This is a genomic window from Aeromicrobium camelliae, from assembly GCF_003850045.1.
Classification (GTDB): Bacteria; Actinomycetota; Actinomycetes; order Propionibacteriales; family Nocardioidaceae; genus Aeromicrobium; species Aeromicrobium camelliae.
In genome coordinates this window covers 58795-83614 of record NZ_RQJX01000007.1, presented here as the reverse complement: position 1 = coordinate 83614, position 24820 = coordinate 58795, and the positions used below count along the sequence as shown (strand labels likewise).

Here is a 24820-nt window from a genome sequence, read left to right as displayed (position 1 = left end):
CGGCAGCGTCGCGGACGTAGCTCAATTGGCTAGAGTCTCTGCCTTCCAAGCAGAATGTTGCGGGTTCGAGTCCCGTCGTCCGCTCGCTTCGACCCCCGCCCGGCCCCGCCGGCGGGGGTCTTCTCATTCGCGCTCGTCGCTCTCTTCGTCGTCCTGCTCGCTGAACGCCATGCCGAAGGCAACGCCGAGCGCGACGCCGAAGCCGATGAACGCCCACTGATCGAGCGCCAGCGACAGGCTGATGCCGATCGCCATCCCGATGAACATCCCGCTCAACATGTTGAGGTTCATGCCACCGAGCCTAAGTGCGCCGGCCGCGATACGCGGGGCGGCCGCACTCGCCGTCGATCCCGCCCTCCGCGAGTGGCGCAAAGTGGTGAGCGAGTGGCGCAGAATCGGTGAAGTCGCGGCGGAAAAGTCCCCATATTGCGCCACTCGCGGGGAGGGGCACCCGAGGCGAGGAGTAACGGCGGCGGGTCAGGCTTCGCGCTCGATGAGCAGCACGGCGCGGTCGTCGCCGCGGTCCGGGACCCGTTCGAGGATGCGGCCGGGCGCACCGGCGAAGCCGAGCCGGATCGCGTCGGCGGCGTTGTCCTGCAACGCGTGGATGCCGTCGGCCAGGTCATGCCCCCGCGACTCCACGACGCCGTCGGTGTAGAGCAGCAGCGCCTCACCGGGCTCGAGGACGCCCTCGCTCGGCTGGAAGTGCGGGCGGTCGGTCACCCCGAGGGCGGTGCCCGACGCACCGTCGATGTACCAGCTGTCGTTGCGCGAGCACCAGCGCAACACGGGCGGGTGGCCGGCGTTGAGGATCGTGTAGCGGCCGCTCGCGAAGTCGATGGCCACGTGCACGGCCGTCGCGAACCCCTCGACCCAGTGCTGGCGCAGCAGGTAGTCGTTCGCCGCCGAGAAGAACCCGAGCGGCGGCAGCGAGCCGATCAACCCGCCCAGTGCGCCGGAGAACTGCAGCGCCTGAGTGCCCGCAGCGACGCCCTTGCCGCACACGTCGACGAGGACGATCTCGAGGTGGGTGTCGTCTTGCGAGAGGTGCGCGACCATGAAGTCGCCGGCATAACTGGTTCCCTCGGCGGAGCGGATGAGCGACTCGATGCGCCACCCCTCCGGGAGAGCCGGGATGTTGCCCTGCGCTTGCAGCCGGTCCCGCAGGTCGACGAACATCGCCTGCCCCACCGGACCGGGCAGTTCAGAACGGTTGAGTCGCGCCATGTACAGCTGCAACAGCGCGACGACCACGATGACGACGATGGTTCCGATCCGGCCTGCCGGGAGACCGGTCCGCGTCGCCTCGATCGCGACGGCGCCGACCGCTGCGATCAGCGCGACCGCCGTCAGCCCGGCGAGCGGCTTCCAGCGCAACATGAGCCCGCCCACGACCAGCGGCAGCAGGAACGAGACGGCCGGGAACACGCCGTACCAGGCGATCGAGCCGAAGAACATGAGGACGGTCGCCGCGATGAGGACCGACAGCACGATGGTCTGCCCCTCCGGGCTCCCGTGGCGCCAGCGATCGACGACGTCGTCGGCATATCGCAACGCCGAGCGGCGAGGCGAGATGGACGACGGGCGCATGTATGAACACTATCGGGCGGCGGCACGTGACCGACGGCGCGACGAACGTGATGTCGGCTGCTCAGCGGCGGCGCGGCTTGCGCTGACACCGCGGGCACCAGAAGAGGTTGCGCGCCGCGATCGGCTGGGTGCGCACGAAGGTCCCGCAGACCCAGCACGGCATACCCGAACGACGGTAGACGTAGACCTCGCCGCCGTGGTCGTCCTCGCGCGGCGGCCGGCCCATCGCCTCAGGTTCGTGCTCAGGCCGGACGGTGTCGATGCGGCCCGAGACGACCCCCGCCGCCATGAGTTCGACGAGGTCGTCCCAGATCGCCCGGACCCGCTTCGCGGTCAGGTCACGCCCGGGGACGAAGGGGTCGAGGCCGAGCCGGAAGAGCACCTCGGCCCGATAGACGTTGCCCACGCCGGCGATGACCGCCTGATCCATCAGCAACGTCGCGATCGGCGCGCGCGAGCGCAGCACGCGCGTGACGAAGCGCTCGGGATCGGCGTCCGGCCGGATCGGATCGGGGCCGAGGCGGTCCAGGATCCGGTCCACCTCGTCGGGCGTCAGCAGTTCGCAGGCCGTCGGACCGCGCAGGTCGGCGGTGAGGCCGGGCCGCGCCAGGCGCCACCGCACCTGACCGGTGACCGGCGGATCGTCCGCGTCGAGGAACGTGAACGCGCCGTACAGGCCGAGGTGGACGTGCACCTGCTCGGGCCGGCCGTCGAATCGGACGAACAGATGCTTGCCCCACGCGGTGCCCTCGCTCAGCACGGCACCGTCGAGCGACGCTGCGACCTCGAACCGCCCCTGCGGACTCGACGACGCGACCCGATGGCCACCGAAGTCGGCGGTCAGATCCCGCGCGAGCCGGTGGAGGGTGTGCCCCTCAGGCAAACGATCCGGTCTCCTCGTACTGCGCGAGGAGGTCGATGCGGCGCTGGTGGCGTTCCGCGTCGCTCCACGGCGTGGTGAGGAAGGCCTCGACGATGGCCTCGATCTCCTCGACCGTGTGCTGGCGCGCGCCGATGCCGATGATCTGGGCGTTGTTGTGCTGGCGCGCGAGCTTGGCCGTCTCGACGCTCCAGGCGAGGGCCGCGCGGGCTCCCTTGACCTTGTTCGCGGCGATCTGCTCGCCGTTGCCCGAACCGCCCAGCACGAGGCCCAGCGAGCCGGGGTCTGCGACGGTCGCCTCGGCCGCGGCGACGCAGAACGGCGGGTAGTCGTCGTCGGCGTCGTACTCGAACGCTCCGTGGTCGACCGGCTCGTGACCCTGCTCGGTCAGCCAGGCGATGAGATGGGTCTTGAGCTCGTAGCCGGCGTGATCGGCACCGATGTGGACGCGCATGCCACGAGTATCCCAGGCGGTGGCCGCGCCGCTCCCCGGCGGTGACGGATTACCAGGTTATGTAGGTTTTCCGGCACTTCACCAGGCGAACTCACCCGGAGGAGTGACAAGAAACCTACGTAACCTGGTAATCCGCGGCCCGGCGCTCCGCGGGCGAGCGCGCGAGGTCAGTCGAAGATGGGGTCGCGGGTGCGGGTGCGCTTGAGCTCGAAGAAGCCGTCGTAACCCGCGAGGAGCCGGGCGCCGTCGAAGACCTTGCCGGCCTCCTCGCCGCGAGGAGCGGGGCTCAGCACGGGTCCGAAGAACGCGGTGCCCGCGATCGCGATGACCGGAGTGCCGACCTCCTCGCCGACCAGGCCGATGCCCTCGGCGTGCGAGGCGCGGATCGCGTCGTCGTACTCGGTCGAGTCGGCCGCGTCGGCGAGCTCGGTGGGAAGGCCGGCCTCCTCGAGCGCCTCGACGAACAGCTCCCGGTCGAAGTCGCGGCCGCCGTTGTGCCGCCGCGTGCCGAGCGCGGTGTAGAGGTCGCGCAACACCTTGGGACCGGCGTGCTCGGCCGCCGCCTGGCACACCCGGACCGGCTCCATCGCGGTCGAGAGCATCTCGCGGTAGTCGTCGGGGATGTCCTTGTCCTCGTTGAGCACGTAGAGGCTCATGAGGTGGAAGTGGGTCTCGACATCGCGGACCTTCTCGACCTCGAGCATCCAGCGCGAGGTCATCCAGGCCCACGGGCACAGCGGATCGAACCAGAAGTCGACGGATTCCTTGCTCACAGCTCACCTTCCAGAGGTCGGCCCGCACGCATCTCGGCGACGAGCGATCGGACGACGGCGTCGAGGGCACCGCCGTGACGTGCGGCCACGGCGCGCTGCCGCTGGTACGACGCGCCGATGTCCATGATGTCGCGCACCCCCGCGAGCTCGCCGGGGCAGCCCAGGTCCGCGGCGATCGGCTCGAGCATCGGCAGGACGCGCTCGGACAGATCTGTGGCGACGAGGTCCTCCTCCCCCTCGGCATCGAGGATGAGGATCGTGTCCATGCCGTACCGCGCGGCCCGCCACTTGTTCTCCTGCGTGAACCACGACGGCAGCGCCGGAGTGACTCGGCCGGCGTCGAGTTCGCGCGAGTAGTACTCGACGAGGCACTGGGTCAGCGCGGCGATGCTCGCCAGCTCGGCCATCGTCGGGATGCCGTCGCAGACCCGCACCTCGATCGTGCCGAACTTGGGCGACGGCCGGATGTCCCAGCGGATCTCGTCGAAGACGTCGATGACGCCGGTCTTGAGCATGTCGGCGACATAGCGCTCGAGCTCGGGCCACGTGTCGAACTGGAACGGCAGGCCTGCGGTCGGCAGCTGCTGGAACATCAGCGCACGGTTCGACGCGTAGCCGGTGTCCTGCCCGCCCCAGAACGGCGACGAGGCGCTGAGCGCCTGCAGGTGTCCGTAGTGGGTCATGAGCGCGCGGCTGATCGGGAGGACCTTGTCGCGCTCCTCGATCCCGACGTGGATGTGGACGCCGTAGATGAGCATCTGCCGGCCCCACCACTGGGTGCGGTCGATGAGGGTGGCGTATCGCTGTTTGTCAGTGACTTTCTGCTGAGTCCACCGCGCGAACGGGTGCGTGCCCGCGCACATGAGCTCCACACGCAGCGGATCGAGGATCGGGCGCAGCGACTCGATGCTCTGGCCCAGATCGGTCGCCGCCTCCCCCACGGTGTCGCACACGCCGGTGACGACCTCGACGGTGTTCAGCAGCAGTTCCTGCTTGATGTGCGGGTGTTCCTGGCCCTGGGGTCCGGCGAGTGCGTCGAGGACGGTCTGGGCGACCTGGCGCAGGTCGCCCGAATCGCTGTCCACGAGCGCGAGCTCCCACTCGATGCCCACGGTCGACCGCCGCGAAGGGGCGAACCGGATCTCGTCCACGTCCTCATCCTGCCGGACCGACGCGAATTCGCCCGCCCAGTAGTGCAAGAGTAGGCCGTATGCCCGGCACGAATCTCACCCGCGAAGAAGCCCAGCAGCGCGCATCGGTCGTCGACACCCAGACCTACGATGTCGCCCTCGACCTGACCCTCGACTCCACCGAACGTTTCGGATCCGTCACCACGATCCGGTTCACCGCCACCGAAGGGGCGTCGACGTTCGTCGACCTCGTCGACGGCGAGATCTCGTCGATCACCCTCAACGGCGAGCCCGTCGACCCCGCCGTCTACGCCGACAGCCGCATCCCGATCGAGAACCTCGCGGCGCAGAACGAGCTGGTCGTCGAGGCGACCTGCCGCTACTCCAACTCCGGCGAGGGTCTCCACCGCTTCGTCGACCCCGCCGACGACCGCGTGTACCTCTACACGCAGTTCGAGGTCCCCGACGCCCGCCGCGTGTTCGCGACGTTCGAGCAGCCCGATCTCAAGGCCGAGTTCACCTTCCACATCACCGCGCCGGACCACTGGCAGGTCGTCAGCAACTCGCCGACGCCCGATCCGGAGCCGGCCGGCGACGGCGCTGCGGTGTGGCACTTCGCTCCCACGAAGCGGATGTCGACGTACATCACGGCGCTCGTGGCCGGCGAGTACCACGTCGTGCGCGACGTCTACCAGGGCGCGCACGGCGAGATCCCGCTCGGCGTGTTCTGCCGCCAATCGCTCGCCGAGTTCCTCGACGCCGACGACATCCTCGAGATCACCAAGCAGGGTTTCGGGTTCTTCGAGGACGCCTTCCAGATGGGCTACCCGTTCGGCAAGTACGACCAGCTGTTCGTGCCCGAATACAACATGGGCGCGATGGAGAACGCGGGATGTGTGACGTTCCGCGACGAGATGATCTTCCGCAGCCGCCAGACGGTCGCCGCCTACGAGCAGCGCGCCAACACGATCCTCCACGAGATGGCACACATGTGGTTCGGCGACCTCGTGACGATGAAGTGGTGGGACGACCTGTGGCTCAACGAGTCGTTCGCCGAGTTCGCCTCGCACCACGCCCAGGTCAACGCGACGCGCTTCACCGAGGCGTGGACCGGTTTCACCAACCAGCGCAAGAACTGGGCCTACCGCCAGGACCAGCTGCCCTCGACGCACCCGATCGCCGCGGACAACTACGACCTCCACGCGGTCGAGGCGAACTTCGACGGCATCACCTACGCCAAGGGCGCGTCCGCGCTCAAGCAGCTCGTCGCGTGGGTCGGTGAGGACGACTTCTTCGCAGGCCTGCGCGCGTACTTCGGCAAGCACGCCTACGGCAACACCGAGCTGCGCGACCTGCTCGTCGAGCTCGAGGCTGCCTCCGGCCGCGAGCTGTCGTCGTGGGCGCAGGAGTGGCTCCAGACCTCGGGCGTCAACACGTTGCGGGCCTCGTTCACCACCGACGACGACGGCACGTTCACCTCGTTCACCGTCGAGCAGTCGGCGCACCCGGACTTCCCGACGCTGCGCCGTCACCGCATCGGCATCGGCCTGTACGACAAGGTCGGCGACTCGATCACCCGCACGGACCGGGTCGAGGTCGACATCGAGGGTGCGTCGACCGAGATCAGCGAGCTCGTCGGCCGCGCCCAGCCCGACCTCGTCCTGCTGAACGACGCCGACCTCACCTACGCCAAGATCCGCCTCGACGAACGGTCCTTCTCCACGCTGCTGTCGGGCATCGCGACGATCGAGGACTCCCTCGCCCGTGCGCTGTGCTGGGGTGCCGCCTGGGACATGACCCGCGACGCCGAGCTGGCCTCGGCCGACTTCGTGCGCCTGGTGCTGTCCGGGGTCGGCACGGAGACCGACCTCACCGCGGTGGGCTCGCTGCTGCGTCAGGGCACCTCGGCCGTTCGCGCCTTCACCCCCGAGGCCGAGCACGCTGAGCTCGCGCGGACGTGGGAGGACGGCCTGTGGGAGCTGCTCACCGGCGCCGCGCCCGGAACGGACCACCAGCTGGCGTTCGCGCGCGCCCTCGCCGTCGCCGCGTCGGACCCCGAGCGGGTGCGCCGGGTGCTCGACGGCGAGATCGACGGCCTGACCGTCGACACCGACCTGCGCTGGACCCTGGTCACGGCGCTCGCTCGGCTGGGTGCGCTGTCCGAGCCGGAGATCGGCGTGGAGATCGATCGCGACCCGACCAACGCGGGCAAGGAGCGGGGCGCCGCGGCGCTGGCGATCCGGCCCTCGGCGGAGGCCAAGGCGGACGCCTGGCGCAAGGTCGTCATCGTCAAGGAGACCCCGAACGAGACGCGACGGCAGATCGCCGGAGCCTTCCAGGTGTTCGGCCAGGCCGACATCCTCGAGCCGTACGTCGATCAGTACCTGGAGATGGCCGAGACCATCATCGACGAGCAGGGCGTGTGGATCGGTCAGATCGCGCTGGTGGATCTGTTCCCGCTCGCCAACCCGAGCGAGGAGACCCTGCGCAAGGTCGACGCATGGCTGGAGCAGACGTCGGCTCCCGCCGCGGCCGTCCGCTACGTGCGCGAGGGCCGGGACGATCTGGCGCGTGCGCTCCGCGCTCGAACTCGGAACTGACGCCGACATGACGAAGGGCCCCACCGATTCCGGCGGGGCCCTTCGTCGTCAGTCAGCGGGTCACTCGTACGGCGGAGTGGAGGTCTCGTCCTCGGGGTGCGGCGGAGCCGGCTCGTAGTTGTTGCGCGCGGTCATCGCGGCGAAGAGCGAGATGACGACGAACAGCGCGAGCGGGATGCCGCCGAAGATCGCCAGCGCCTCGAGCGTGCTCATCGGATCGTCGAGCTCCCACGTGCTCGGGGCCGTCGACGCGGCCGCGGGGCCGGCGGAGACGACGAGGACAGCTGTCACGGTGGCCGCGAGGGTGCTGAGGGCACGAACGACGATGCTCATGGGGCTCATCGTATCGGCCCGTAGGCTGGGAACTATGCCTGACCTCGACGTGCTCGACGAACCGTGGTTCAACCGATTCGTCGAACTTCCGCTCAAGGCCATCGTCATCCTCATCGTGGCGCTGGTGCTGCGGTGGCTCGTCAACCGCCTCATCGACCGCCTCACGCATCAGGCGTCGAAGACCCCCACCGTGCCGAGCCCGCTGGCCAATCTCACCAGCGGCGCGAAGAGCGTCGATCGCCCCGAACCGGTCGCCCAGCGGCGCCGGCAGCGTGCGGAGGCGCTGGGCTCGCTGCTCAAGAGCATCGCCACCGGCATCATCATGATGATCGCCGTGGTGACGATCCTCGCGAGCTTCGGCATCCCGGTCGCGCCGCTGCTGACGAGCGCGGGCATCGTCGGCGTCGCCCTCGGCTTCGGCGCTCAGACGCTCGTCAAGGACTTCCTCGCCGGTATCTCGATGATGCTGGAGGACCAGTACGGCGTGGGTGACGTCGTCGACCTCGGTGAGGCGGCCGGCACCGTCGAAGCGGTCGGGCTGCGCGTGACGCGGTTGCGCGACGTCGACGGCACCGTCTGGTACGTCCGCAACGGCGAGATCCTGCGGGTCGGCAACTCCAGCCAGAACTGGGCCCGCACGGTCCTCGACATCACGGTCGCCTACGACTCCGACCTGGACCAGGCCCAGCAGATCCTCAGCGAGGTCGCGAGCGAGATGTACGCCGACCCGAACTACGAGGGCGTCATCATCGAGGCCCCGGAGGTGTGGGGCGTCGAGCGCTTCGACAAAGATGGGGTCGTGGTGCGCGTGGTGCTCAAGACGGCTCCGCTGCAGCAGTGGAACGTCGCCCGCACCATGCGCGAGCGCATCAAGCGGCGGTTCGATGCAGCCGGCATCCGCATCCCCGCCACGATCATCCCGCCAGGAGGAACGGCATGAGTGCCCGCGACGACAACTTCTACGAGGCGATCGGCGGGCGCGCCACCATCGAACTCATCGTCGACGTCTTCTACCAGGGCGTCGCCAACGACGAGGTGCTCCGGCCCATGTACCCCGAGGAGGACCTCGGCCCGGCCGCCGAGCGGTTCACCATGTTCCTCGAGCAGTACTGGGGCGGCCCGACGACGTACTCGCAGCAGCGCGGACATCCGCGGCTGCGCATGCGGCACGCCCCGTTCGCGGTGAACGCCGAGGCGCGTGACCGCTGGCTCCAGCACTTCCGTGCCGGGCTGGACGCCGCCAAGCTCGATCCCGAGCACGACGCGCAGTTCTGGGCCTACGCCCAGCACGCCGCCAACTTCATGGTCAACACCGCCGACTGACGCCGGCGCGGCTCAGGCGCGCAGACCGCGGCCGAGCACGGCGCGCTCCACGTCGGTCAGGGCGCGGGAGCGCTGCGTCGTGGCATCGAAGCCGACGAGCACGGCCTCGGATGAGACCGCCACCCGGCCGTCGACGCACAGCTGCGCCGCGATCGTGAAGGACGACCCGCCCAGCCGATCGATCCACACCCGCGACTCGACCGGTTCGCGGCGCCACGGGATCGCCGCGTGGACGCGCATGTCGAGGTGGGCGAGCACGACCGTGCCGCGTTCCTCACCCAGCAGCGCGCTCATGTACGGGATACGACTCTCCTGCAGCAGCTCACCGATCTGCACGGGGCTCACGACCCCGCGTTCGTCGAGGTCCAGCCGCCGCAGTGAGAGCGGAATCGTGTCGACGCCCTCGGCAGGGTCGAGGATCCCGACCGGGTCGTGACCGGTCGTGACCCGGGCGAAGGTGTGCGGGCTGCCGTCGATGCCGATCTGGTGGACGACCTGATCGTCCTCCACGCGGCTGGTCACGACGACCGGCCGCGGGCCGAGCAGGATCGGCCGCAGGAACTCGACCGCCATCCGCGTCGTGCGCCGGTCGTCGATCACGCCGGCGTCGACGAGCGCCATCCGCGCCTCCGCCGCGTACCGCAGGTACACGACGTTGTTGACGTGGTTCAGCGAGTCGAGGTCGGCCCAGCGCAGCGGGATCTCATGACGATGCTCGGCAGTCACGGAGCCGATCTTGTCAGAGCCGGCTCAGGCGCCGACCGTGGCGTCGATCTCGGCGATCGGGTCGCCCTCCTGCACGATCTGCCCCTCGTCGACCAGCAACCGGCTCACGTGGCCGGCGGTCGGTGCGACCACGGGGATCTCCATCTTCATGGTCTCGAGGATTGCGACGGCGTCGCCCGCAGCCACGGGATCGCCCTCGCGGGCGACGATCTTCCAGACGTTGCCGACGATCTCGGCGCGGGCGTGGATCATCGAGGGCCTCCCTCGGAGTGCGTCAGCATGCGCAGGGCGTCGGCCATCCGTCCGCGCGTCTCCTCGGGGAAGATCACGTCGTCGACGATGCCCGCCTCCGCGGCCACGTAAGGTCGGGCGACGTTCTCGCGGTACTCCGCGGCGAGCTCGTCGCGCAGCGCTGTCGGATCCTCGGCGGCGGCGAGCGCGCGCCGGTGCAGCAGTGCCACCGCACCGCCCGGGCCCATGACCGCGATCTCGGCGTTGGACCACGCCCACGTCATGTCCGCGCCGAGCGACTTCGCGCCCATCGCGATGTAGGCACCGCCATACGCCTTGCGCACCACGACGGTGAGCTTGGGCGAGGCGGCATCGACGTAGGCCTTGAGCACCTTGGCGCCGTGGGTGATGACGCCGCGGCCCTCCTCGACCGTTCCGGGCAGGAAGCCGGGGACGTCGACGAAGGTGAGGATCGGCAGTCCGAAGCGCCCGCAGAACTCCACGAAGCGGGCCAGCTTGACCGAACTCTTGGCGTCGAGGATGCCGCCGCGACAAGCGGGCTGGTTGGCCACGACGCCGACGGGACGGCCGTCGAGGCGCCCGAACAGGGTGAGGATGCTGCCGGCGTGGCGCGGCATGAGCTCGAGACGCGCGCCGTTGTCGAGCACGCCGTCGATGAGCTGGTTCATGTCGAACACGACCGACGCCTTCTCGGGCACCAGCGCCGGCAGCGCGTCGACTGCGCGCGGGTTGGCCGGAACCGGGTCGCCGATGCGCTGCTCTCCACCGACGCGCGACGGCAGGAACGACAGCAGCAGGCGCGCCGACTCCAGCGCCTCCTGCTCGGACTCGACCTCGAGGTGGGCGACGCCGCTGGTCTCGGTGTGCAGGCGCGAGCCGCCGATCTCGTCGGCCGTGACGTCCTCGCCGGTCGCCGCCTTCACGATGTCGGGGCCGGTGAGGAACATGTGCCCCTGGCCCTTGACCATGATCGTCCAGTCCGTCAGGGCCGGCGAGTAGGCGGCCGCCCCCGCGCACGGACCGAGGATGAGCGAGATCTGGGGGATGTGGCGCTGCGCCTCGACGTTGAGCGCGAAGATGCCGCCGCAGCCGTGCAGCGCGAGGATGCCGTCCGGCACCCGGGCACCGCCGGAATCGTTGATGTAGACGATCGGGTACCCGCGGCGGATGGCGAGGCGCTGCGCGTCCATGATCGCGTCGGCCATCACCTCGCCGATCGCACCGGACGCGACGGCGGCGTCGTGCGAGGCGATGACGACGGGACGGCCGTCGATGAGGCCCCAGCCGGTCACGACCCCGCTGCCACCGCCGTGCGCGGCGCGCAGCGGCGTGGTCTCGACGAACGAACCGGCATCGACGAGCATCTCCGCACGCTCGCGGGCGGTGTGGACACGCTTGCCGCGCGGCTCGACGCGGCGGAACCGCTCCTGCCGCCGGTCTTCCAATCGGGTGCGGTGGTCAGGCAGCTGCTCGACTTCGCTCACGGCGTCACTCCTAAACATGAGGGATTCCTCAACTATAGGGCAAACATGAGGAGTTCCTCATCTTTGGCCGCAGATCGGCGTGTGATGTCGCGCACCCCTCCCCCGCGGGCCGGGCGTACGCTAAGGTGCGAACTAAGCAAGCGCTTAGACACCTGTCACATCCAGGAGAGGTATCCCCGTGTCCGAGACCCGTACCGCCATCGTCACCGGCGCCGCCCGCGGCATCGGTGCCGGCGTCGCTGCCCGGCTGGCCTCCGACGGCATGAACGTCGCCGTCCTCGACCTCGACGAGGCCGCCTGCGCCGGCACCGTCGACCAGATCACCGCCGCCGGCGGGCGCGCTCTCGCCGTGGGCGCCAACGTCGCCGACCCCGAGAGCGTCGAGACCGCCGTCGCCCGCGTCGCCGAGGAGCTCGGCGCCCCGACCGTGCTGATCAACAACGCCGGCATCATCCGCGACAACCTCCTGTTCAAGATGACCGTGGAGGACTGGGACGCCGTGATGGGCGTGCACCTGCGCGGCGCCTTCCTCATGAGCAAGGCCTGCCAGAAGCACATGACCGAGGCCAAGTTCGGTCGCATCGTCAACCTCTCGAGCACGTCGGCGCTCGGCAACCGCGGACAGGCTAATTACTCCGCCGCCAAAGCGGGCATCCAGGGCTTCACCAAGACCCTCGCCATCGAGCTCGGCAAGTTCGGCATCACCGCCAACGCCATCGCGCCGGGCTTCATCCAGACCGACATGACCGCCGCGACGGCCGAGCGCATCGGCGTCCCGTTCGACGACTTCATCAAGTTCAGCGCCGAGCAGATCCCCGTGCAGCGGGTCGGCCAGCCCGAGGACATCGCGCACACCGCCTCGTTCCTCGTCAGCGAGGGCGCCGGCTTCGTCTCCGGTCAGGTCATCTACGTCGCCGGCGGACCGAAGGACTGACGTGACCGAGGGCCTCGATCTCGACGCGCTCGCCCGCTGGTTCGACGCGCAGCGGCCGGAGGTGCTCGACACCTCCGCGCCGCTGACGGCCGAGCTCATCACGGGCGGCAAGTCCAACCTGACGTACACGGTGTCCGACGGCACGCGATCGGTCATCGTGCGGCGCCCGCCGCTCGGGCACGTGCTGGCGACGGCGCACGACATGTCGCGCGAGTATCGCGTCATGACGGCGCTGGCCGGCACCGACGTGCCGGTCCCGGCCACCCATGGGCTGTGCCAGGACGACGACGTCATCGGCGCGCCGTTCTACGTCATGGAACGCGTCGAGGGCACGCCGTACCAGCGTGCCGCCCAGCTCGAGGCCCTCGGCCCGGACCGCACCCGGGCGATCAGCGAGCGGCTCATCGACACGCTCGCCGCGCTGCACGCCGTCGACTACGCGCAGGTCGGGCTCGCCGACTTCGGCCGACCCGACGGCTACCTCGAGCGTCAGGTCCGACGCTGGAAGAAGCAGCTCGACGCGTCGCGCAGTCGCGACCTTCCCGGCATCGACGAGCTCGCCACGCGGCTCGAGCGGGACATCCCCCAGTCCGGCGACGGCACGATCGTGCACGGCGACTACCGGCTCGACAACGCCCTGGTGAACGACCGGGACGAGATCACCGCCGTGCTCGACTGGGAGATGAGCACGCTCGGCGATCCGCTCACCGACGTGGCGCTGATGATCGTGTACCAGAACCTCGCGACCCTGGCCGGCGATGCCGCGCAGGTCACGGTCACCGACGCGCCGAAGGCACCCGGCTACCTCTCGGTGGAGGAGTCGATCGAGCGGTACGGGCGGGCGTCGGGGCGCGACCTCGGTGACCTCGGCTTCCACCTGGGTCTGGGCTATTTCAAGCTCGCCGTGATCCTCGAGGGGATCTACTTCCGTCACACCCAGGGCAAGACCCTCGGCTCCGGCTTCGAGGGCATCGGCGACTCGATCTTCCCCCTCATCGACGCGGGCCTCGCTGCCACGTCCCGCTGACCCGCGCCCTCCACCGCGAGTGGTGCAGATTCGTGATCGACGCATCCGTTCGCTCGCGAATCTGCATCACTCGCGGATGAATCTGCGCCACTCGCCGAAACGGACGACACCGCACGTCACCCGGGGTTACGCCGATCTTGGGTAGGCTGGCGACGTGACCGCCCAGATCCTCGAGCCTCGACGGCGCCCGACGCAGGAGCGCAGCCGGGTCAAGTTCGACCATCTGCTGCAGGTCTCGCGCGAACTCCTCCTCGAAGTCGGCTTCGAGTCCTTCACGTGCGAGGAGGTCGCGCAGCGCGCCGGCCTCCCGATCGGCACCCTCTACCAGTTCTTCCAGAACAAGTACGTCATCGTCTGCGAACTGGACCGGCAGAACGCCGTCGCCGTCCGCGAGGAACTCGCCAAGCTCACCGCCGAACTCCCCACCCTGGACTGGCTGCGGCTGCTCAACCGGCTCGTCGACCACATGGCCAAGATCTGGCTGGAGGACCCCTCACGGCGCGCGGTGTGGATGGCGATGCAGTCGACGCCCGCCACCCGGGCCACCGCCGCCGTCATCGAGCGCGAACTCGCCACCGACGTCGCGTACGCCCTCGGCCCACTGACGCCCGGCACGCCCCGGGAACGCCGCAAGATCATGGCCGAGGTGCTCGTCTACATCGCGTACTCGATGCTCAACTTCTCCGTCCGCGACGGCCAGGAGCACACCGAGGCCATCATCGAGCTCAAGCGCCTCCTCAGCGCCTATCTCCTGGCTTCCCAGCCCGAGACCATCACCTGACGCTAGAACGCGTAGTCCCGCGGGGCAGCACGGCCGGCACCGACGCCCGGTAGGTGGCCACGCCGATCGAGACCACCCGCATGTCCCCGCACGACGAGATGCCGATGCCCCGGATGTCATGAGCGTCCTCGAGCGGCAGCGCACGCCCAGGCGGCGCCCGCCCACGCACGCCGACCCATCGCCCTACTCCTGCTGCTCGCGCCTTTCACCGACCTCATCTGGGGCGGCACTGCGCTGGCAATCGCTTCGGCGCGATGCGGATGAACGTCCCATGTTGCTGGGCCGGCGTCGCGGCTCAGCGTCCGACCACAGCCTCGAGAGCGCGGTGATCCGCTCGACGACGGTCCGCGACGCGGAGCCGCCGGGCGGCACCGGGAAGGGCTCGTCGCCCGCCGCGCCGGGCATCAGGCGCCACCGAGCATCGCGAAGATCCCGGCGCCGAAGGCCGCGAACAGCGCTCCCCAGGCGACGATGGAGACGGTCTGCCACACGACGACCTGACGGCGGTTCAGCCCCATGGCGGCCATCACGAACGCGGTCACCGAGATGGCCATGACGACCGGACCGATCAGGCTCGCGGCCGGCACGCCCCACCGGTCGACGCGGTCGACGATCTTCTGGTGGCGCTCGCTCCGCTGCTCCGAGCGCGTGGTGGCCAGTCGCGCTGCGATCCGGCTGCCGAGTTCGACCGCCACCAGCAGCGCGAGCACGTTGCCGACGATCGCGGCACCGAGGGCGAGCGGGACCGGCAGCCCGGCCATCGTTCCGACCATGGCGCCGACGTAACTCTCGAGGAACGGCACGACGGCGATCGCCCCGACCGCCACGAACTGCACCGCCGGGTGGATGTCGTTGAGGAGGACTTCGAGCCACGTCACTGCGTCGTTCATGCCTCCAGCCTCGCGGCCGAGCGCGCCCGTGAGCAGTGTCGCGACGTCAGCAGTTCGCATGACAGATGTCATCGGCCGGTGGCTCAGCACGCAGATCCGGCACTGAAGTGCGTGCTCGCTCACCGCCCGAGGGCCAGCCTGAGGGCCGATTCACCGTCGCGTGAGGGTGACCTGGGCGAGGGCGTAATCACCGTCGTGAGTCAGGGACACGAAGACGTCGACGCCATCGGGCAGCGCCGCGGCCACCTCGCCGTGGAGGACGAGGCGCGGGCGCCCCCAGGCGTCCGTGACGACCTCGATGAGGTGATGGATCTCCTCGGAGAGGACCGGAGCGCTCCCCCACAGCGATTCCGACCACGCCTTGACGAACGCCTCCTTGGCGGCCCACCGCGCCGCGAAGGACGCGACCTCGGCGGCGTGACGCCCGCTTCTGCGAGCATCACGCCGCTCGCCGGGTGTGAACACCCGGTCGATCCAGGCCCCCGGTCGCTGAAGTTGCTCAGCGAAGCCGGGGACGTGGACGAGGTCCACCCCGGTGCCGACGACGACCCCCATCGCCCATCACTGGCACCGGTAGACACCGTCGGCGCCGAGTCGCGCCTCCGGGTCGATCAACATCGCGGCCTCGCGCTCACGCGCGCCCGCGTCGCCCAGGCGTCGGCCGGCGGGACGGCGGTACAAGCTGTCACCGCCGTACATCGCCTCGACGAGACGCATGCGGCCGTCGATCTGCCGCTGCTCCGCCTGCGCGAGGTAGGCCTCACGCTGCTCGGCCGGCAACGCCTCCACGAACGCCTGCGGGTGAACGACGGCGAGCAGACCGGACACGTGGCCGAAGCCGAGGCTCGTCACGAGACCCGCCTTGAGCGGGCCGGTCCGCAGCGGCTCGCGCAGCCACACCAGCCGCTCGTACTCGCCGAGGTCGTCCATGACGCAGTCGAGGCTGCGGTTCGGCGGCACGACGCCGCCGGACAGCACCTGGCACAGGCCGATCAGCTGGAACGCCGCCGCGCCGCCCTTGGCGTGACCGGTCAGCGTCTTCTGGCTGATGACGTAGAGCGGGTTGCCCTCGTCGCGGCCCAGTGCGCTGGCGAGCCGTTCGTGCAGCTCGGACTCGTTGCGTTCGTTGACACCGGTCGACGTGTCGTGCTTGCTGAGCACGGCGATGTCGTCGGCGCTGACGCCGAGGCCCTTCAACGCCCGGCCGAGCTGCGACTCCCGACCACCGCGTCCGGCCGCCAGCGCGCCGAGACCGGGCGCCGGGATCGACGTGTGCACGCCGTCGGCGAACGAGCTGGCGTAGGCCAGCACGCCGAGCACCGGCAGACCTGCCGCCGCCGCGAGCGAACCGCGGGCCAGCAGGATCGTGCCGCCGCCCTGCGACTCCACGAACCCGCCGTAGCGACGGTCGTTGGCCCGGCTGAAGTACCGATCCTCCAGACCCTTGGCCGCCATGACGCCGGAGTCGGCCGTGGCCGACATGTCGCCGAAGCCGACGATGCCCTCGACCGAGAGGTCGTCGAAGCCACCGGCCACGACGAACTCGGCCTTGCCGAGCCGGATCTTGTCCACGCCCTCCTCGACGGAGACCGCCGTGGTCGCGCAGGCGGCGACCGGGTGGATCATCGCGCCGTAGCTGCCGACGTAGGACTGCACGACGTGCGCGGCGATGACGTTGGGCAACGCCTCCTGCAGGATGTCGTTCGCCTTCGCCTCACCGAGCAGCGTGTCGATGTACAGCGAGTGCATCGAGGTCATGCCGCCCATGCCGGTGCCCTGCGTGTTGGCGACCTGCGTCGGGTGCACCCAGCGCAACAGCTCCGAGGGGGTGAAGCCGCTGGACAAGAACGCGTCCACGGTGCACACGAGGTTCCACAGCGCCACCCGGTCCACGGCCTCGACCATCTCGGCCGGGACGCCCCAGACCGTCGGGTCGAAACCGGTCGGGATCTGCCCGCCGACCGTGCGCGTCAGCTTCATCTTCCGCGGCACACGGATCTCGGTGCCCGCCTTGCGGGTCACCGTCCAGTCGCCGTCGGCCGTCTGCGCGATGACCGTCCGCTCCGGATCGGCCTCGTGCATCGCCCGCGCCTCGGCCTCGCCGGAGACCGTGAACGTCAGGTCCTCCTCGAGGTAGACCGACGTCAGCAGCGGCGCCGCGTTGTCGACCATCGAACCGTCGTCGCCGTAGCGGCGGATGCCCACGCGCTCGCGGACGGCGTCCTCGTAGCGATCGGCCAGGTCCTCCTCGGCCACCGGCTCACCGCTCGCAGTGTCGTACCAGCCGCGGTTGACCTCGTCCCACTGCACGAGCCCGGTGGTCCAGGCGAGTTCCAGCACACCGGCCGCCGAGAGGCGGTCGCTGACCTCGGCCTCGAAACGCGTGCGCGCCGAACCGTACGGCCCGAGCTCGCCGGCGCCGACGATGACGACCATGTCGTCGAGCGAGGTCGTGACCTCGCCCCAGGCGGGCGTCTCGACCCGGTCCAGCTGCGCCGGGGAGCCCGGAAGCGCGGGGATGGTGGCCTCGCTCCGCTGCTCGTTCGTCGAGGCCGCTCGGCCACTGACGTCGGCCGCGAGCGCGGCCAGGTCCAGGTCCACGTCGCCGAGGCCGCCGGTCAGGTCGACCTCGACCGGCGCGATCTCGGCGGTCGTCCGAGCGTGGTCGACGCCCTGCGTCAGCAGCGCCTCGGCCATCTCCTCGGTCGACCACGTCCGGACGCCGCGGGCCTCGACGGCCTCGACCATCGGGTCGTTGCCGCCCATGAGCCCGGTGCCGCGCACCCAGCCGATGATCGCGTGCGCCAGCGTGACGCGACCGGACCACGAACGCTCCGAGCGCCACTTCGCGACGAGCGCATCGAGCGCGGACTTGGCCTCCGCGTAGGCGCCGTCGCCGCCGAACATGCCGCGGTTCGGCGAACCGGGAAGCACGACGTGGAGGCGACGCGTGAGATCACGGTCCTGGACGTGCTCGGAGAGGACGCCGATGAGGCGCTCGACCGACCACAGCAGGACACGCATCTCCAGCTCGGCGCGCGGTCCGGCGTCGGTCGTGTCGCCCATGACCCGGCCGGCGGCGAACGGGAAGAGGATCGTCGGCGTGAGCGCCGGCTTGGTCACCGAGGTGACCCCCGCCGCCGTCCGCGTCTGCTCCGACCCGATCCACGCGGCGAGCGCGTCGATGTCGGCGAAGGACGCCATGTTGGCCGGCACGACCCACAGGGCCGCCCCCGCCCGGGCGTTCTCGCGGTAGAGCTGCTTGAAGAACGCGAGCTTGCTGCCGTCGATGCGCGACGTGGTCGCGATGACGGTGGCACCCTCGGCGAGCAGGCCGCCCACGACCGAAGCCGCGATGGAGCCGCGGCTCGCACCGGTCACGACGGCGACCTCGTCGGCGTACCGACCCGGCGTGGTGTCCTCGGCCGCCGCGGCGATCTCGGCGAAGCGCGGAGCGAGCGCGTTCCCGGCCCGCTCAGCCCACCAGCGCGCCTGACGGGCCACGGCAGAGCCGGTGCCCACGAAGCTGCCGGTGACCTCCGCGCCGTGCGCGATGCGGGCCAGGTCCTCACGAGCGCTGGCCCACCGGTCGTCGAGGACGAACGCGCGATCGGCGTCGAACGCCGGAGCGGTCGCCTTGACCCAGTCGGAGCCGAGTTCGGCCTCGACGCGGGTGAGCACCTGCGCCGCCTGCTCGTCGGTCTCGACCTCGGCCGGCACGCCCGCCAGTCCGAGCTCGTCGAGCACGAGGCGCGCGGCCTTGGCCAGCACACCGTCACGACCGGTGATCTGCTCGGTGAACTCCCCCAGCGCGGCGGCGTCGATCGTGGCGCCGCCGTCGCCACCGGCGGCCGGCAGATCCACGCTCACGCCGTGGCGGGCCGCGACGGCCTGCACGCTCGCGTCGACGGCGGCGTCGACGTCCGCGCCGGAGGCCAGCGGGCCGAAGGACCCGAACTCGCCGCCGCGGACGCTCGCGCCCTCACGCGTCGCCATGGCGAACTCGGCGAGCACGTGCGCGGCCCAGCCGGGACCGAGCTGCCAGGTTCCGGTCACGCGCTCGGTGATCGCGGCGGGCTTCTTGCCCGTCGGGCCGAGGACCTTCTTGAGGTGCTCGGCGATGGTGTCGCTGAGCACCGGGCCGAACGCGGAGTAGCTGCGGGCGAGCCCGGTCACCTGCTGTCCGAGCGTCACGAGGTCGGCGTCGGCCGCACCGTCGATCGCGCCCAGCGAGAGTTCTGCGCCGAGGTCGACGAGCAGCTGGTTGCGGCGGCTGGAGGCGCCGTCGCACAGCGACTCGATGGAGTCCGCGGCACCGATCTGGTCGAGGCGCAGCTTGGTCCACCAGGCCACGAGGACCCGCGTGGCGTCGGCGGCGTCGAACTTCAGGTCCGCCGGACGCGGTCCGCCCGAGCTCGCCGGAGCGGCCGGAGCCGGGGCCGCAGGAGCAGCCGCGGGAGCCGACTCGGCCTGCGGCGCCTCGGCCACGTCCTCCTCGGCGACCTCGGGCTGATCCTCGTCGGTGCCGAAGACGACCGCCGAGTCACGCTCGATGTTGGCCACCTCGACGCGTCCGTAGGACGTCTCGGGGAGCTTCAGCGTGGATGCGGCGAGGTTGGCCACGGTCGGGGCCGAGCCGACGCCGATCTCGATGAAGCGCTCGACGCCCAGTCCGCCCTGCTCGACCGGGGTGAACATCAGGTCCTGGGTCTCGATCCAGCGCACCGGGCTCGCGAACTGCCACGCGAGCAGCTCGATCAGGACGCGGCGGCAGAGGACGCCGGGCTGCGCGGCCCACGCCTCGAAGTCGGCCAGCACCTCACGGAGCGGGGCCGAGTCGACGAGGTCGGCGATCTCGGTGATGAACTCGCGGTCGAGGCTGAACGGCCGCGGCACGAGGTTCGGGATGTAGCGTCCCGCGAGGATCTGCGGGTCGATGTCGGCCGGCAGCAGTTCGTTGAGGCGATCGCGGAAGTCCGGCACGCCGCCGTGCAGCACGCGCGAGTGGAACGGCACGTCGATGCCGGGCACCAGGATGAACGCGGCCTTGCCGCCGAACTCCTCGCGGCGCCGGGCGATGTCGCGCTCCAGCTCCTCGAGACCGGCGACGGTGCCCGCGATCGCGTACTGCGAGCCCCGCAGGTTGTAGTTGACGATCTGCAGGAACTCGCCCGAACGCTCGGCGATGCCCTCGACGTAGGCCGTGACCTCGTCGTCGGCCAGACCGATCTGCGAGGGACGGATGGCGGCGAGGCGGTAGTCGCTGCGGCCCTGGGCGTCACGCGGCACGAGCGTGTGCATCACCGAGCCGCGCTGGAACACGACCTCGACGACGGCCTCGAGCGGGATGACACCCGACACCGCGGCGAGGGCGTTGTACTCACCGACCGAGTGCCCGGCGAGGACGGCTCCCTCGACGAAGGCGCCCGACTCGCGGAGCTCGGCCATCTGGGCGGCACCGAGGACCGCCATGGCGACCTGGGTGAACTGCGTCAGGTAGAGGACGCCGTCGGGGTGACGGTGCGTCACGCCGTTGGCCGTGAGCTCGGTCGGGTTGTCGCGCACGACGGTGAGAATCGAGAACCCGAGCGCCGCACGCGTGTGCGCGTCGGCCCGGTCCCAGATCTCCCGCGCGGCCTTGGACCGCTGGTACCCGGCCATGCCCATGCCCTGGCTCTGGATGCCCTGGCCGGGGAAGGCGTAGGCGGTGCGCGGCGCATCGAGGCGAGCGGTCGCCGACATGACGACCTCGCCGTCTGCGCGCACCGTCACGTCGAGCACCTCGGCGCCGGCATCGAGACCGATGCGGTCGGCGCGGATCTCCACCTCGGCGCCCGGACGCACCGGGGCCATGAAGCGGGTGGTCCAGCCCGAGACGCGGCGGCCGGTCTGCGACACGACCTGCTGCTGCGCCGCGGCCGACGTCCACATGCCGTGGACGATCGGCGCGCCGAGACCCGCGAGGCGGGCGGCCGCGACGCTGGTGTGGATCGGGTTGTGGTCGCCGGTGACGGCAGCGAACGCGCGGAGGTCGCGCGGGGCGGTGAGCCGGGCCGCGGCACGCTTCTTGCGCGGCGTGTCGCGGACGTCGTCACCGAGCACGCCGCCGGCGCGAGCCGGATCGGCGAGGTCACCGGTGGTGCTGCGGCCGCGGATCGCGAACCGCTCGGTGAGCGCGGCGACCTCGCGGTCGCCCGCCGTGACGTCGATGTCGACCGTGACGACGCGGCCATAGGACGTGTCGCTCACCTCGCGCAGGCGCGCCACGACCGAGAGCTCGGCCTCATCGGACGGCAGGTCGCCGAGCGCGATCGAGTGGTCGAGGTGGACGAGGTCGAGCATGCCTTCGACGACCGGGAGGCCGTCGGCCGTCGAAGCCTCGGAGATGACGGCGAAGACCGCCGGCCACGCCAGTCCGACGAGGACGTCGGGAGCGGGGTGACGCGAGGGCTCGACCGATGCGCCGCTGACCGCGGCGTGGTCGGCCCGCAGATCGGGGTGCCATGCGACGTTCAGCCGGGCGACGCCACCGTCGCTCGCCGGCACCTCACCGCCGGCGGCACCGGCGGCGATCGCCTTCATCGCGGCGGCCGCGTCCGCGATCGTCACGACCGGGGCGGCGCCGCGCGCGACGGCAGCGCCGACGCGGATCGGCAGCACGACCTGAGCACCGTCCGACAGCGGGACTCGCAGCTCGGCGAGCCCGTCCCCCGCGACGAGCTCGGCGCCCGTCTCGGGGTGTTCAGCGGTCGTCGAGCTCGTCAGAACCCAGCCGGAGCCGAGACGGTGCACGGGGTTGCCGACGGTGCGGCCCGCCCAGACCACGTCGGGCGCGGCGAGGACGAGCGAGAGCGGATCGGCCGCGTCCTCGGCCTCGATGCGGCGGCGACCCTCGGCACGCTGCGGGGCGGTACCCGCGGCGAGCAGCGCGTCGATCGTCTCGTCCTCGAACCGCTGGAGCAGCTCGGCGACGGGCTCGTCGGCGCGAGTGATGCCGGCGACGGAGACGGTGCCGGGGATGATGCAGACCTCGTCGGCGCGGTAGCGCGGGTCGTGCGCCTGCCAGAGCGAGTCCGAACGCCACCAGCGACGCACGTCGGCGTCGATGACCGGGACGAAGTTCACGGGCTTGCCCGGTCGCTTGCACTGCTCGACGAAGAACGCCTCGTCGGCGGGGTGCAGGACGACCTCGTCGGCATGCGGGTAGGTCTCGAGCAGACGGCCGAGCGCGGCAGCGCCGTCCTCGACGTCGTCGGCCGAGGCGAAGAGGGTGCGGATGCGGCCGCGGTCCTCGCGGGCGAGGCGTGCCTCGGCGCGCTGGATCATGGCGTGGAACCGGTCGCGGAGCGTGACGTCCAGCCAGGCGGGCGAACCGTCGACCGCGGTACCCGACAGCTCGACGAAGCGGCGCAACCACTGGGCGTACGTCATCGTGCGGACGTCGCCGAAGTACGGCTTGGCCGTCCTGTTGATCGCCGCGATGATCTCGTCGCGGCGGGCCGCGACGGCCTCCGCGTCACCGGCGACCTCGTCGAGGAGGCGGCCCGTGCGCGACGCGGTGTTGTCGATCTCGTGGATGTCGGCGCCGAGCTGGCTGCGGCCGGAGGCCATGCCGCCCTCGGCGGTTCCTGCGCCGACCCAGCCGGCGGTACCGCGGGTCTCGACGAGGAGCTGCTTGACCTCGGGCGCGGTCGTCGCCTCGAGCGTGGCCATGGCGGCCGTGCCCACGAGGACGCCGTCGAGCGGCATCGCGGGGAAGCCGTGGCGGCGGGACCAGTCTCCGGTGAGGTAGCTGGCCGCGGCCTCGGGCGTGCCGATACCGCCACCGACGCATACGACGACGTTGCGCTCGGCGCGCAGGTCGGCGTAGGTGGCGAGGACGAGATCGTCGAGGTCCTCCCACGAGTGGTGGCCACCGGCGCGTCCACCCTCGATCTGCACGATGACCGGCAGCGGCGCCAGCTCACGCGCGATCGCGAGGACCTGACGGATCTGGGCGACGGTGCCCGGCTTGAAGACGACGTGGGCGATTCCGGCGGAACGGAGGTCCTCGACGAGCGCGACGGCCTCCTCGAGCTCGGGGACACCCGCGGTCACGATGACCGCGTCGATGGGGGCGCCGGCGGCGCGGGCGCGCTGCACCAGACGCTTCTGGCCCAGCTGGAGCTTCCACAGGTAGGGATCGAGGAACAGCGAGTTGAACTGGTAGGTGCTGCCCGGCTCGAGGAGCTCGTCGAGTTCGGCGACCCGGTCGTTGAAGATCTCCTCGGTGACCTGACCACCACCGGCGAGCTCGGCCCAGAAGCCGGCGTTGGCCGCCGCGGCGACGATCTTGGCGTCGACGGTGGTCGGCGTCATGCCGGCCAGCAGCACGGGCGACTTGCCGGTGAGTCGGGTGAAGGCGGTCTCGACGACGGTCGAGCCGTCCGGAAGAGTGGCGAGCCGCGGCGCGTGGGCCGACCACGGGGTCGGTCGAGCAGGCGTCGCTCCCACCGCAGTGAGTTCACGGTGGCCGCGGCGGGTCGTGGTGGCGACGAGACCGGCGCCGCGGGGACGCGTCTCCGCAGCCGAGAGGCGCGACGCGAGGTCGGCGGGGCCGAGGTCGAGGATCCACTGTGCGCCGGCGTCCAGCACCGACTCCAGCTCCGCGACCCAGTCGACGGGGTCGACGATGGCGGTCTGCGCGAGGTCGCGCGCGAGGGCGGCGTCGATGCCGCAGCGGCCGGCCCACTCACCGACGAGGTCGACGATGCCGCCGAGGTCGGGGTGGTGGAACGCGACCCGCGCGGGCAGCGGTTCGAGCACGGGCGAGAACGGCGTGCCGCCCGTGACCTTGCGATCGCGCAGGGCCTTCTCCTCGGCCGCGACGGCCTCGAGGCGCGCGGCGACGCGGTCGAGATCGGCCTGCGGACCCGAGAGCACGACGGCGCGGCGGGCGTTACGGATGCGGCACACGACGCGGGTGCCGAGCTCGTCGACGATCGCACGCACGCGCTGCGGGTCGACCTGGCTGACGCTGAGCATCGACCGGCCGAGCAGACCCCGGCGGCGTCCTTCGATCTGGGTCGCCGCGCCGACGAGGCGGGCGATGGCCAGCACGGTGACCGGGTCCGTCCCGGCGAGCAGACGGGTGGAGAGCTGACCCTGCGAGTGCCCCACGGCCCCGACGGGCGGGACCTGCTCCAGGTCGAGGCCCTGACGGCGCAGCGCCGCGAGACCGGCGATCTGCGTGAGCACGATGCCGGGCACCGAAGCGGCCGGCTCGTGCAGCGCCTCAGCCGACGGCACTTCCGCCGCCTGGTCGTCCTCGGCGGACTCGCCCACCGCGAGGGCGTCGACCCAGGCGAGCGGCGCGAATTCCACGCCGGCACGGGCAAGCTGACCCGCGACCGGGGCGACCAGTCGCTCGGCGCCGTCGAGCGCAGCCGTGAGCTCGGACTCGAGCGCGAAGTCGCGGACCAGGTCCGACAGCGACGGGAGCCACTCACCGCCCTGACCGGCGAAGGCCACGGCGTACGGCGTACCGTCACGCAAGGCGTCGATGAGGCGCGTGCCGGCCTGCACCGGACGCGAAGCGGGGACGATGGGGGTGGGGTCGAGCGTCGTCATGACGACCATCTTACGGGCGAACATGAGGACTTCC

At 70.9% G+C, this 24820-nt stretch carries 19 protein-coding genes and 1 tRNA gene; 7 read left to right on the top strand and 13 right to left on the bottom strand.

The window, feature by feature from the left end:
* The first annotated feature begins 10 nt into the window (after positions 1-10).
* A tRNA-Gly gene (locus tag EHW97_RS07040) sits at positions 11-84 on the top strand.
* A gap of 39 nt (positions 85-123) precedes the next feature.
* Here EHW97_RS07040 and EHW97_RS15280 read toward each other — a convergent pair.
* The 6 genes from EHW97_RS15280 to EHW97_RS07015 all read right to left on the bottom strand — a co-directional run bounded on the left by EHW97_RS15280 (position 124) and on the right by EHW97_RS07015 (position 4848).
* Complete coding sequence (locus tag EHW97_RS15280) at positions 124-291, bottom strand: hypothetical protein (RefSeq protein ID WP_166367423.1); 168 nt, start codon at positions 289-291, stop codon at positions 124-126.
* Positions 292-477: 186 nt separating this feature from the next.
* Positions 478-1590: a PP2C family protein-serine/threonine phosphatase gene (locus EHW97_RS07035; protein WP_124236456.1), complete on the bottom strand. Its 1113-nt coding sequence runs from the start codon at positions 1588-1590 to the stop codon at positions 478-480.
* Positions 1591-1651: 61 nt separating this feature from the next.
* On the bottom strand, positions 1652-2473 hold the full coding sequence (locus EHW97_RS07030) for an Fpg/Nei family DNA glycosylase (RefSeq protein WP_124236455.1): 822 nt from the start codon (positions 2471-2473) through the stop codon (positions 1652-1654).
* A complete protein-coding gene (locus EHW97_RS07025) occupies positions 2466-2924 on the bottom strand; it encodes a ribose-5-phosphate isomerase (RefSeq protein WP_124236454.1) in 459 nt (152 codons plus the stop codon). Before EHW97_RS07025 ends, EHW97_RS07030 begins: the two co-directional genes overlap by 8 nt.
* A gap of 167 nt (positions 2925-3091) precedes the next feature.
* Positions 3092-3697: a mycothiol-dependent nitroreductase Rv2466c family protein gene (locus tag EHW97_RS07020; protein WP_279432305.1), complete on the bottom strand. Its 606-nt coding sequence runs from the start codon at positions 3695-3697 to the stop codon at positions 3092-3094.
* Complete coding sequence (locus tag EHW97_RS07015) at positions 3694-4848, bottom strand: glutamate--cysteine ligase (protein WP_124236453.1); 1155 nt, start codon at positions 4846-4848, stop codon at positions 3694-3696. The genes EHW97_RS07020 and EHW97_RS07015 overlap by 4 nt, the downstream gene beginning before the upstream one ends.
* A 59-nt stretch (positions 4849-4907) precedes the next feature.
* On the opposite strand from EHW97_RS07015, the gene pepN reads away from it, so the two are divergent.
* A complete protein-coding gene (gene pepN, locus EHW97_RS07010) occupies positions 4908-7427 on the top strand; it encodes an aminopeptidase N (RefSeq protein WP_124236452.1) in 2520 nt (839 codons plus the stop codon).
* Positions 7428-7487: 60 nt separating this feature from the next.
* On the opposite strand, the gene EHW97_RS07005 is transcribed toward pepN, so the two are convergent.
* On the bottom strand, positions 7488-7760 hold the full coding sequence (locus tag EHW97_RS07005; protein ID WP_124236451.1) for a hypothetical protein: 273 nt from the start codon (positions 7758-7760) through the stop codon (positions 7488-7490).
* 34 nt (positions 7761-7794) lie between these two features.
* Here EHW97_RS07005 and EHW97_RS07000 point away from each other — a divergent pair, with 34 nt between their 5' ends.
* The gene (locus tag EHW97_RS07000; protein WP_124236450.1) at positions 7795-8700 is read left to right on the top strand and encodes a mechanosensitive ion channel family protein; all 906 of its coding nucleotides are present in this window, start codon (positions 7795-7797) and stop codon (positions 8698-8700) included.
* Positions 8697-9083, top strand: coding sequence for a globin (locus EHW97_RS06995; protein WP_124236449.1), 387 nt, complete (start codon positions 8697-8699; stop codon positions 9081-9083). Before EHW97_RS07000 ends, EHW97_RS06995 begins: the two co-directional genes overlap by 4 nt.
* Before the next feature lie 12 nt (positions 9084-9095).
* Here the strand turns inward: EHW97_RS06995 and EHW97_RS06990 are convergent, their stop codons facing one another.
* Genes EHW97_RS06990 through EHW97_RS06980 form a run of 3 tightly spaced genes read right to left on the bottom strand, consistent with a single transcriptional unit; the run spans position 9096 to position 11545 of the window.
* Positions 9096-9809 carry an acyl-[acyl-carrier-protein] thioesterase gene (locus EHW97_RS06990; RefSeq protein WP_166367422.1) on the bottom strand — a complete coding sequence of 238 codons (714 nt, stop codon included), beginning with the start codon at positions 9807-9809 and terminating at the stop codon, positions 9096-9098.
* 24 nt (positions 9810-9833) lie between these two features.
* Positions 9834-10061: a biotin/lipoyl-binding carrier protein gene (locus EHW97_RS06985; protein WP_124236447.1), complete on the bottom strand. Its 228-nt coding sequence runs from the start codon at positions 10059-10061 to the stop codon at positions 9834-9836.
* Entirely contained in the window at positions 10058-11545 is a 1488-nt protein-coding gene (locus EHW97_RS06980; RefSeq protein ID WP_208001930.1) for an acyl-CoA carboxylase subunit beta, read from the bottom strand. The genes EHW97_RS06985 and EHW97_RS06980 overlap by 4 nt, the downstream gene beginning before the upstream one ends.
* A 178-nt stretch (positions 11546-11723) precedes the next feature.
* Between EHW97_RS06980 and fabG the strand changes: the two genes are divergently transcribed.
* The 3 genes from fabG to EHW97_RS06965 all read left to right on the top strand — a co-directional run bounded on the left by fabG (position 11724) and on the right by EHW97_RS06965 (position 14287).
* A complete protein-coding gene (gene fabG / locus EHW97_RS06975) occupies positions 11724-12479 on the top strand; it encodes a 3-oxoacyl-ACP reductase FabG (protein WP_124236446.1) in 756 nt (251 codons plus the stop codon).
* 1 nt (position 12480) lies between these two features.
* Positions 12481-13506, top strand: coding sequence for a phosphotransferase family protein (locus EHW97_RS06970; RefSeq protein WP_124236445.1), 1026 nt, complete (start codon positions 12481-12483; stop codon positions 13504-13506).
* Between the two features lie 154 nt (positions 13507-13660).
* A complete protein-coding gene (locus tag EHW97_RS06965; protein ID WP_208001929.1) occupies positions 13661-14287 on the top strand; it encodes a TetR/AcrR family transcriptional regulator in 627 nt (208 codons plus the stop codon).
* A 404-nt stretch (positions 14288-14691) separates the two neighbouring features.
* On the opposite strand, the gene EHW97_RS06960 is transcribed toward EHW97_RS06965, so the two are convergent.
* The 3 genes from EHW97_RS06960 to EHW97_RS06950 all read right to left on the bottom strand — a co-directional run bounded on the left by EHW97_RS06960 (position 14692) and on the right by EHW97_RS06950 (position 24810).
* Positions 14692-15177: a hypothetical protein gene (locus tag EHW97_RS06960; protein ID WP_124236444.1), complete on the bottom strand. Its 486-nt coding sequence runs from the start codon at positions 15175-15177 to the stop codon at positions 14692-14694.
* Between the two features lie 150 nt (positions 15178-15327).
* Positions 15328-15732, bottom strand: coding sequence for a holo-ACP synthase AcpS (gene acpS / locus EHW97_RS06955; protein WP_124236443.1), 405 nt, complete (start codon positions 15730-15732; stop codon positions 15328-15330).
* A gap of 6 nt (positions 15733-15738) precedes the next feature.
* The gene (locus EHW97_RS06950; protein ID WP_243696332.1) at positions 15739-24810 is read right to left on the bottom strand and encodes a type I polyketide synthase; all 9072 of its coding nucleotides are present in this window, start codon (positions 24808-24810) and stop codon (positions 15739-15741) included.
* Positions 24811-24820: the final 10 nt, after the last annotated feature.

Excerpts from the sequence above, each read along its gene's own strand:
- EHW97_RS07025 (WP_124236454.1), bottom strand. The coding sequence starts at position 2,924 with ATGCGCGTCCACATCGGTGCCGATCACGCCGGCTACGAGCTCAAGACC.
- EHW97_RS07005 (WP_124236451.1), bottom strand. The coding sequence starts at position 7,760 with ATGAGCATCGTCGTTCGTGCCCTCAGCACCCTCGCGGCCACCGTGACA.
- EHW97_RS06995 (WP_124236449.1), top strand. The coding sequence starts at position 8,697 with ATGAGTGCCCGCGACGACAACTTCTACGAGGCGATCGGCGGGCGCGCC.
- EHW97_RS07035 (WP_124236456.1), bottom strand. The coding sequence starts at position 1,590 with ATGCGCCCGTCGTCCATCTCGCCTCGCCGCTCGGCGTTGCGATATGCC.
- acpS (WP_124236443.1), bottom strand. The coding sequence starts at position 15,732 with ATGGGGGTCGTCGTCGGCACCGGGGTGGACCTCGTCCACGTCCCCGGC.
- EHW97_RS06960 (WP_124236444.1), bottom strand. The coding sequence starts at position 15,177 with ATGAACGACGCAGTGACGTGGCTCGAAGTCCTCCTCAACGACATCCAC.
- EHW97_RS15280 (WP_166367423.1), bottom strand. The coding sequence starts at position 291 with ATGAACCTCAACATGTTGAGCGGGATGTTCATCGGGATGGCGATCGGC.
- EHW97_RS06985 (WP_124236447.1), bottom strand. The coding sequence starts at position 10,061 with ATGATCCACGCCCGCGCCGAGATCGTCGGCAACGTCTGGAAGATCGTC.
- EHW97_RS07000 (WP_124236450.1), top strand. The coding sequence starts at position 7,795 with ATGCCTGACCTCGACGTGCTCGACGAACCGTGGTTCAACCGATTCGTC.
- EHW97_RS06950 (WP_243696332.1), bottom strand. The coding sequence starts at position 24,810 with ATGTTCGCCCGTAAGATGGTCGTCATGACGACGCTCGACCCCACCCCC.
- pepN (WP_124236452.1), top strand. The coding sequence starts at position 4,908 with ATGCCCGGCACGAATCTCACCCGCGAAGAAGCCCAGCAGCGCGCATCG.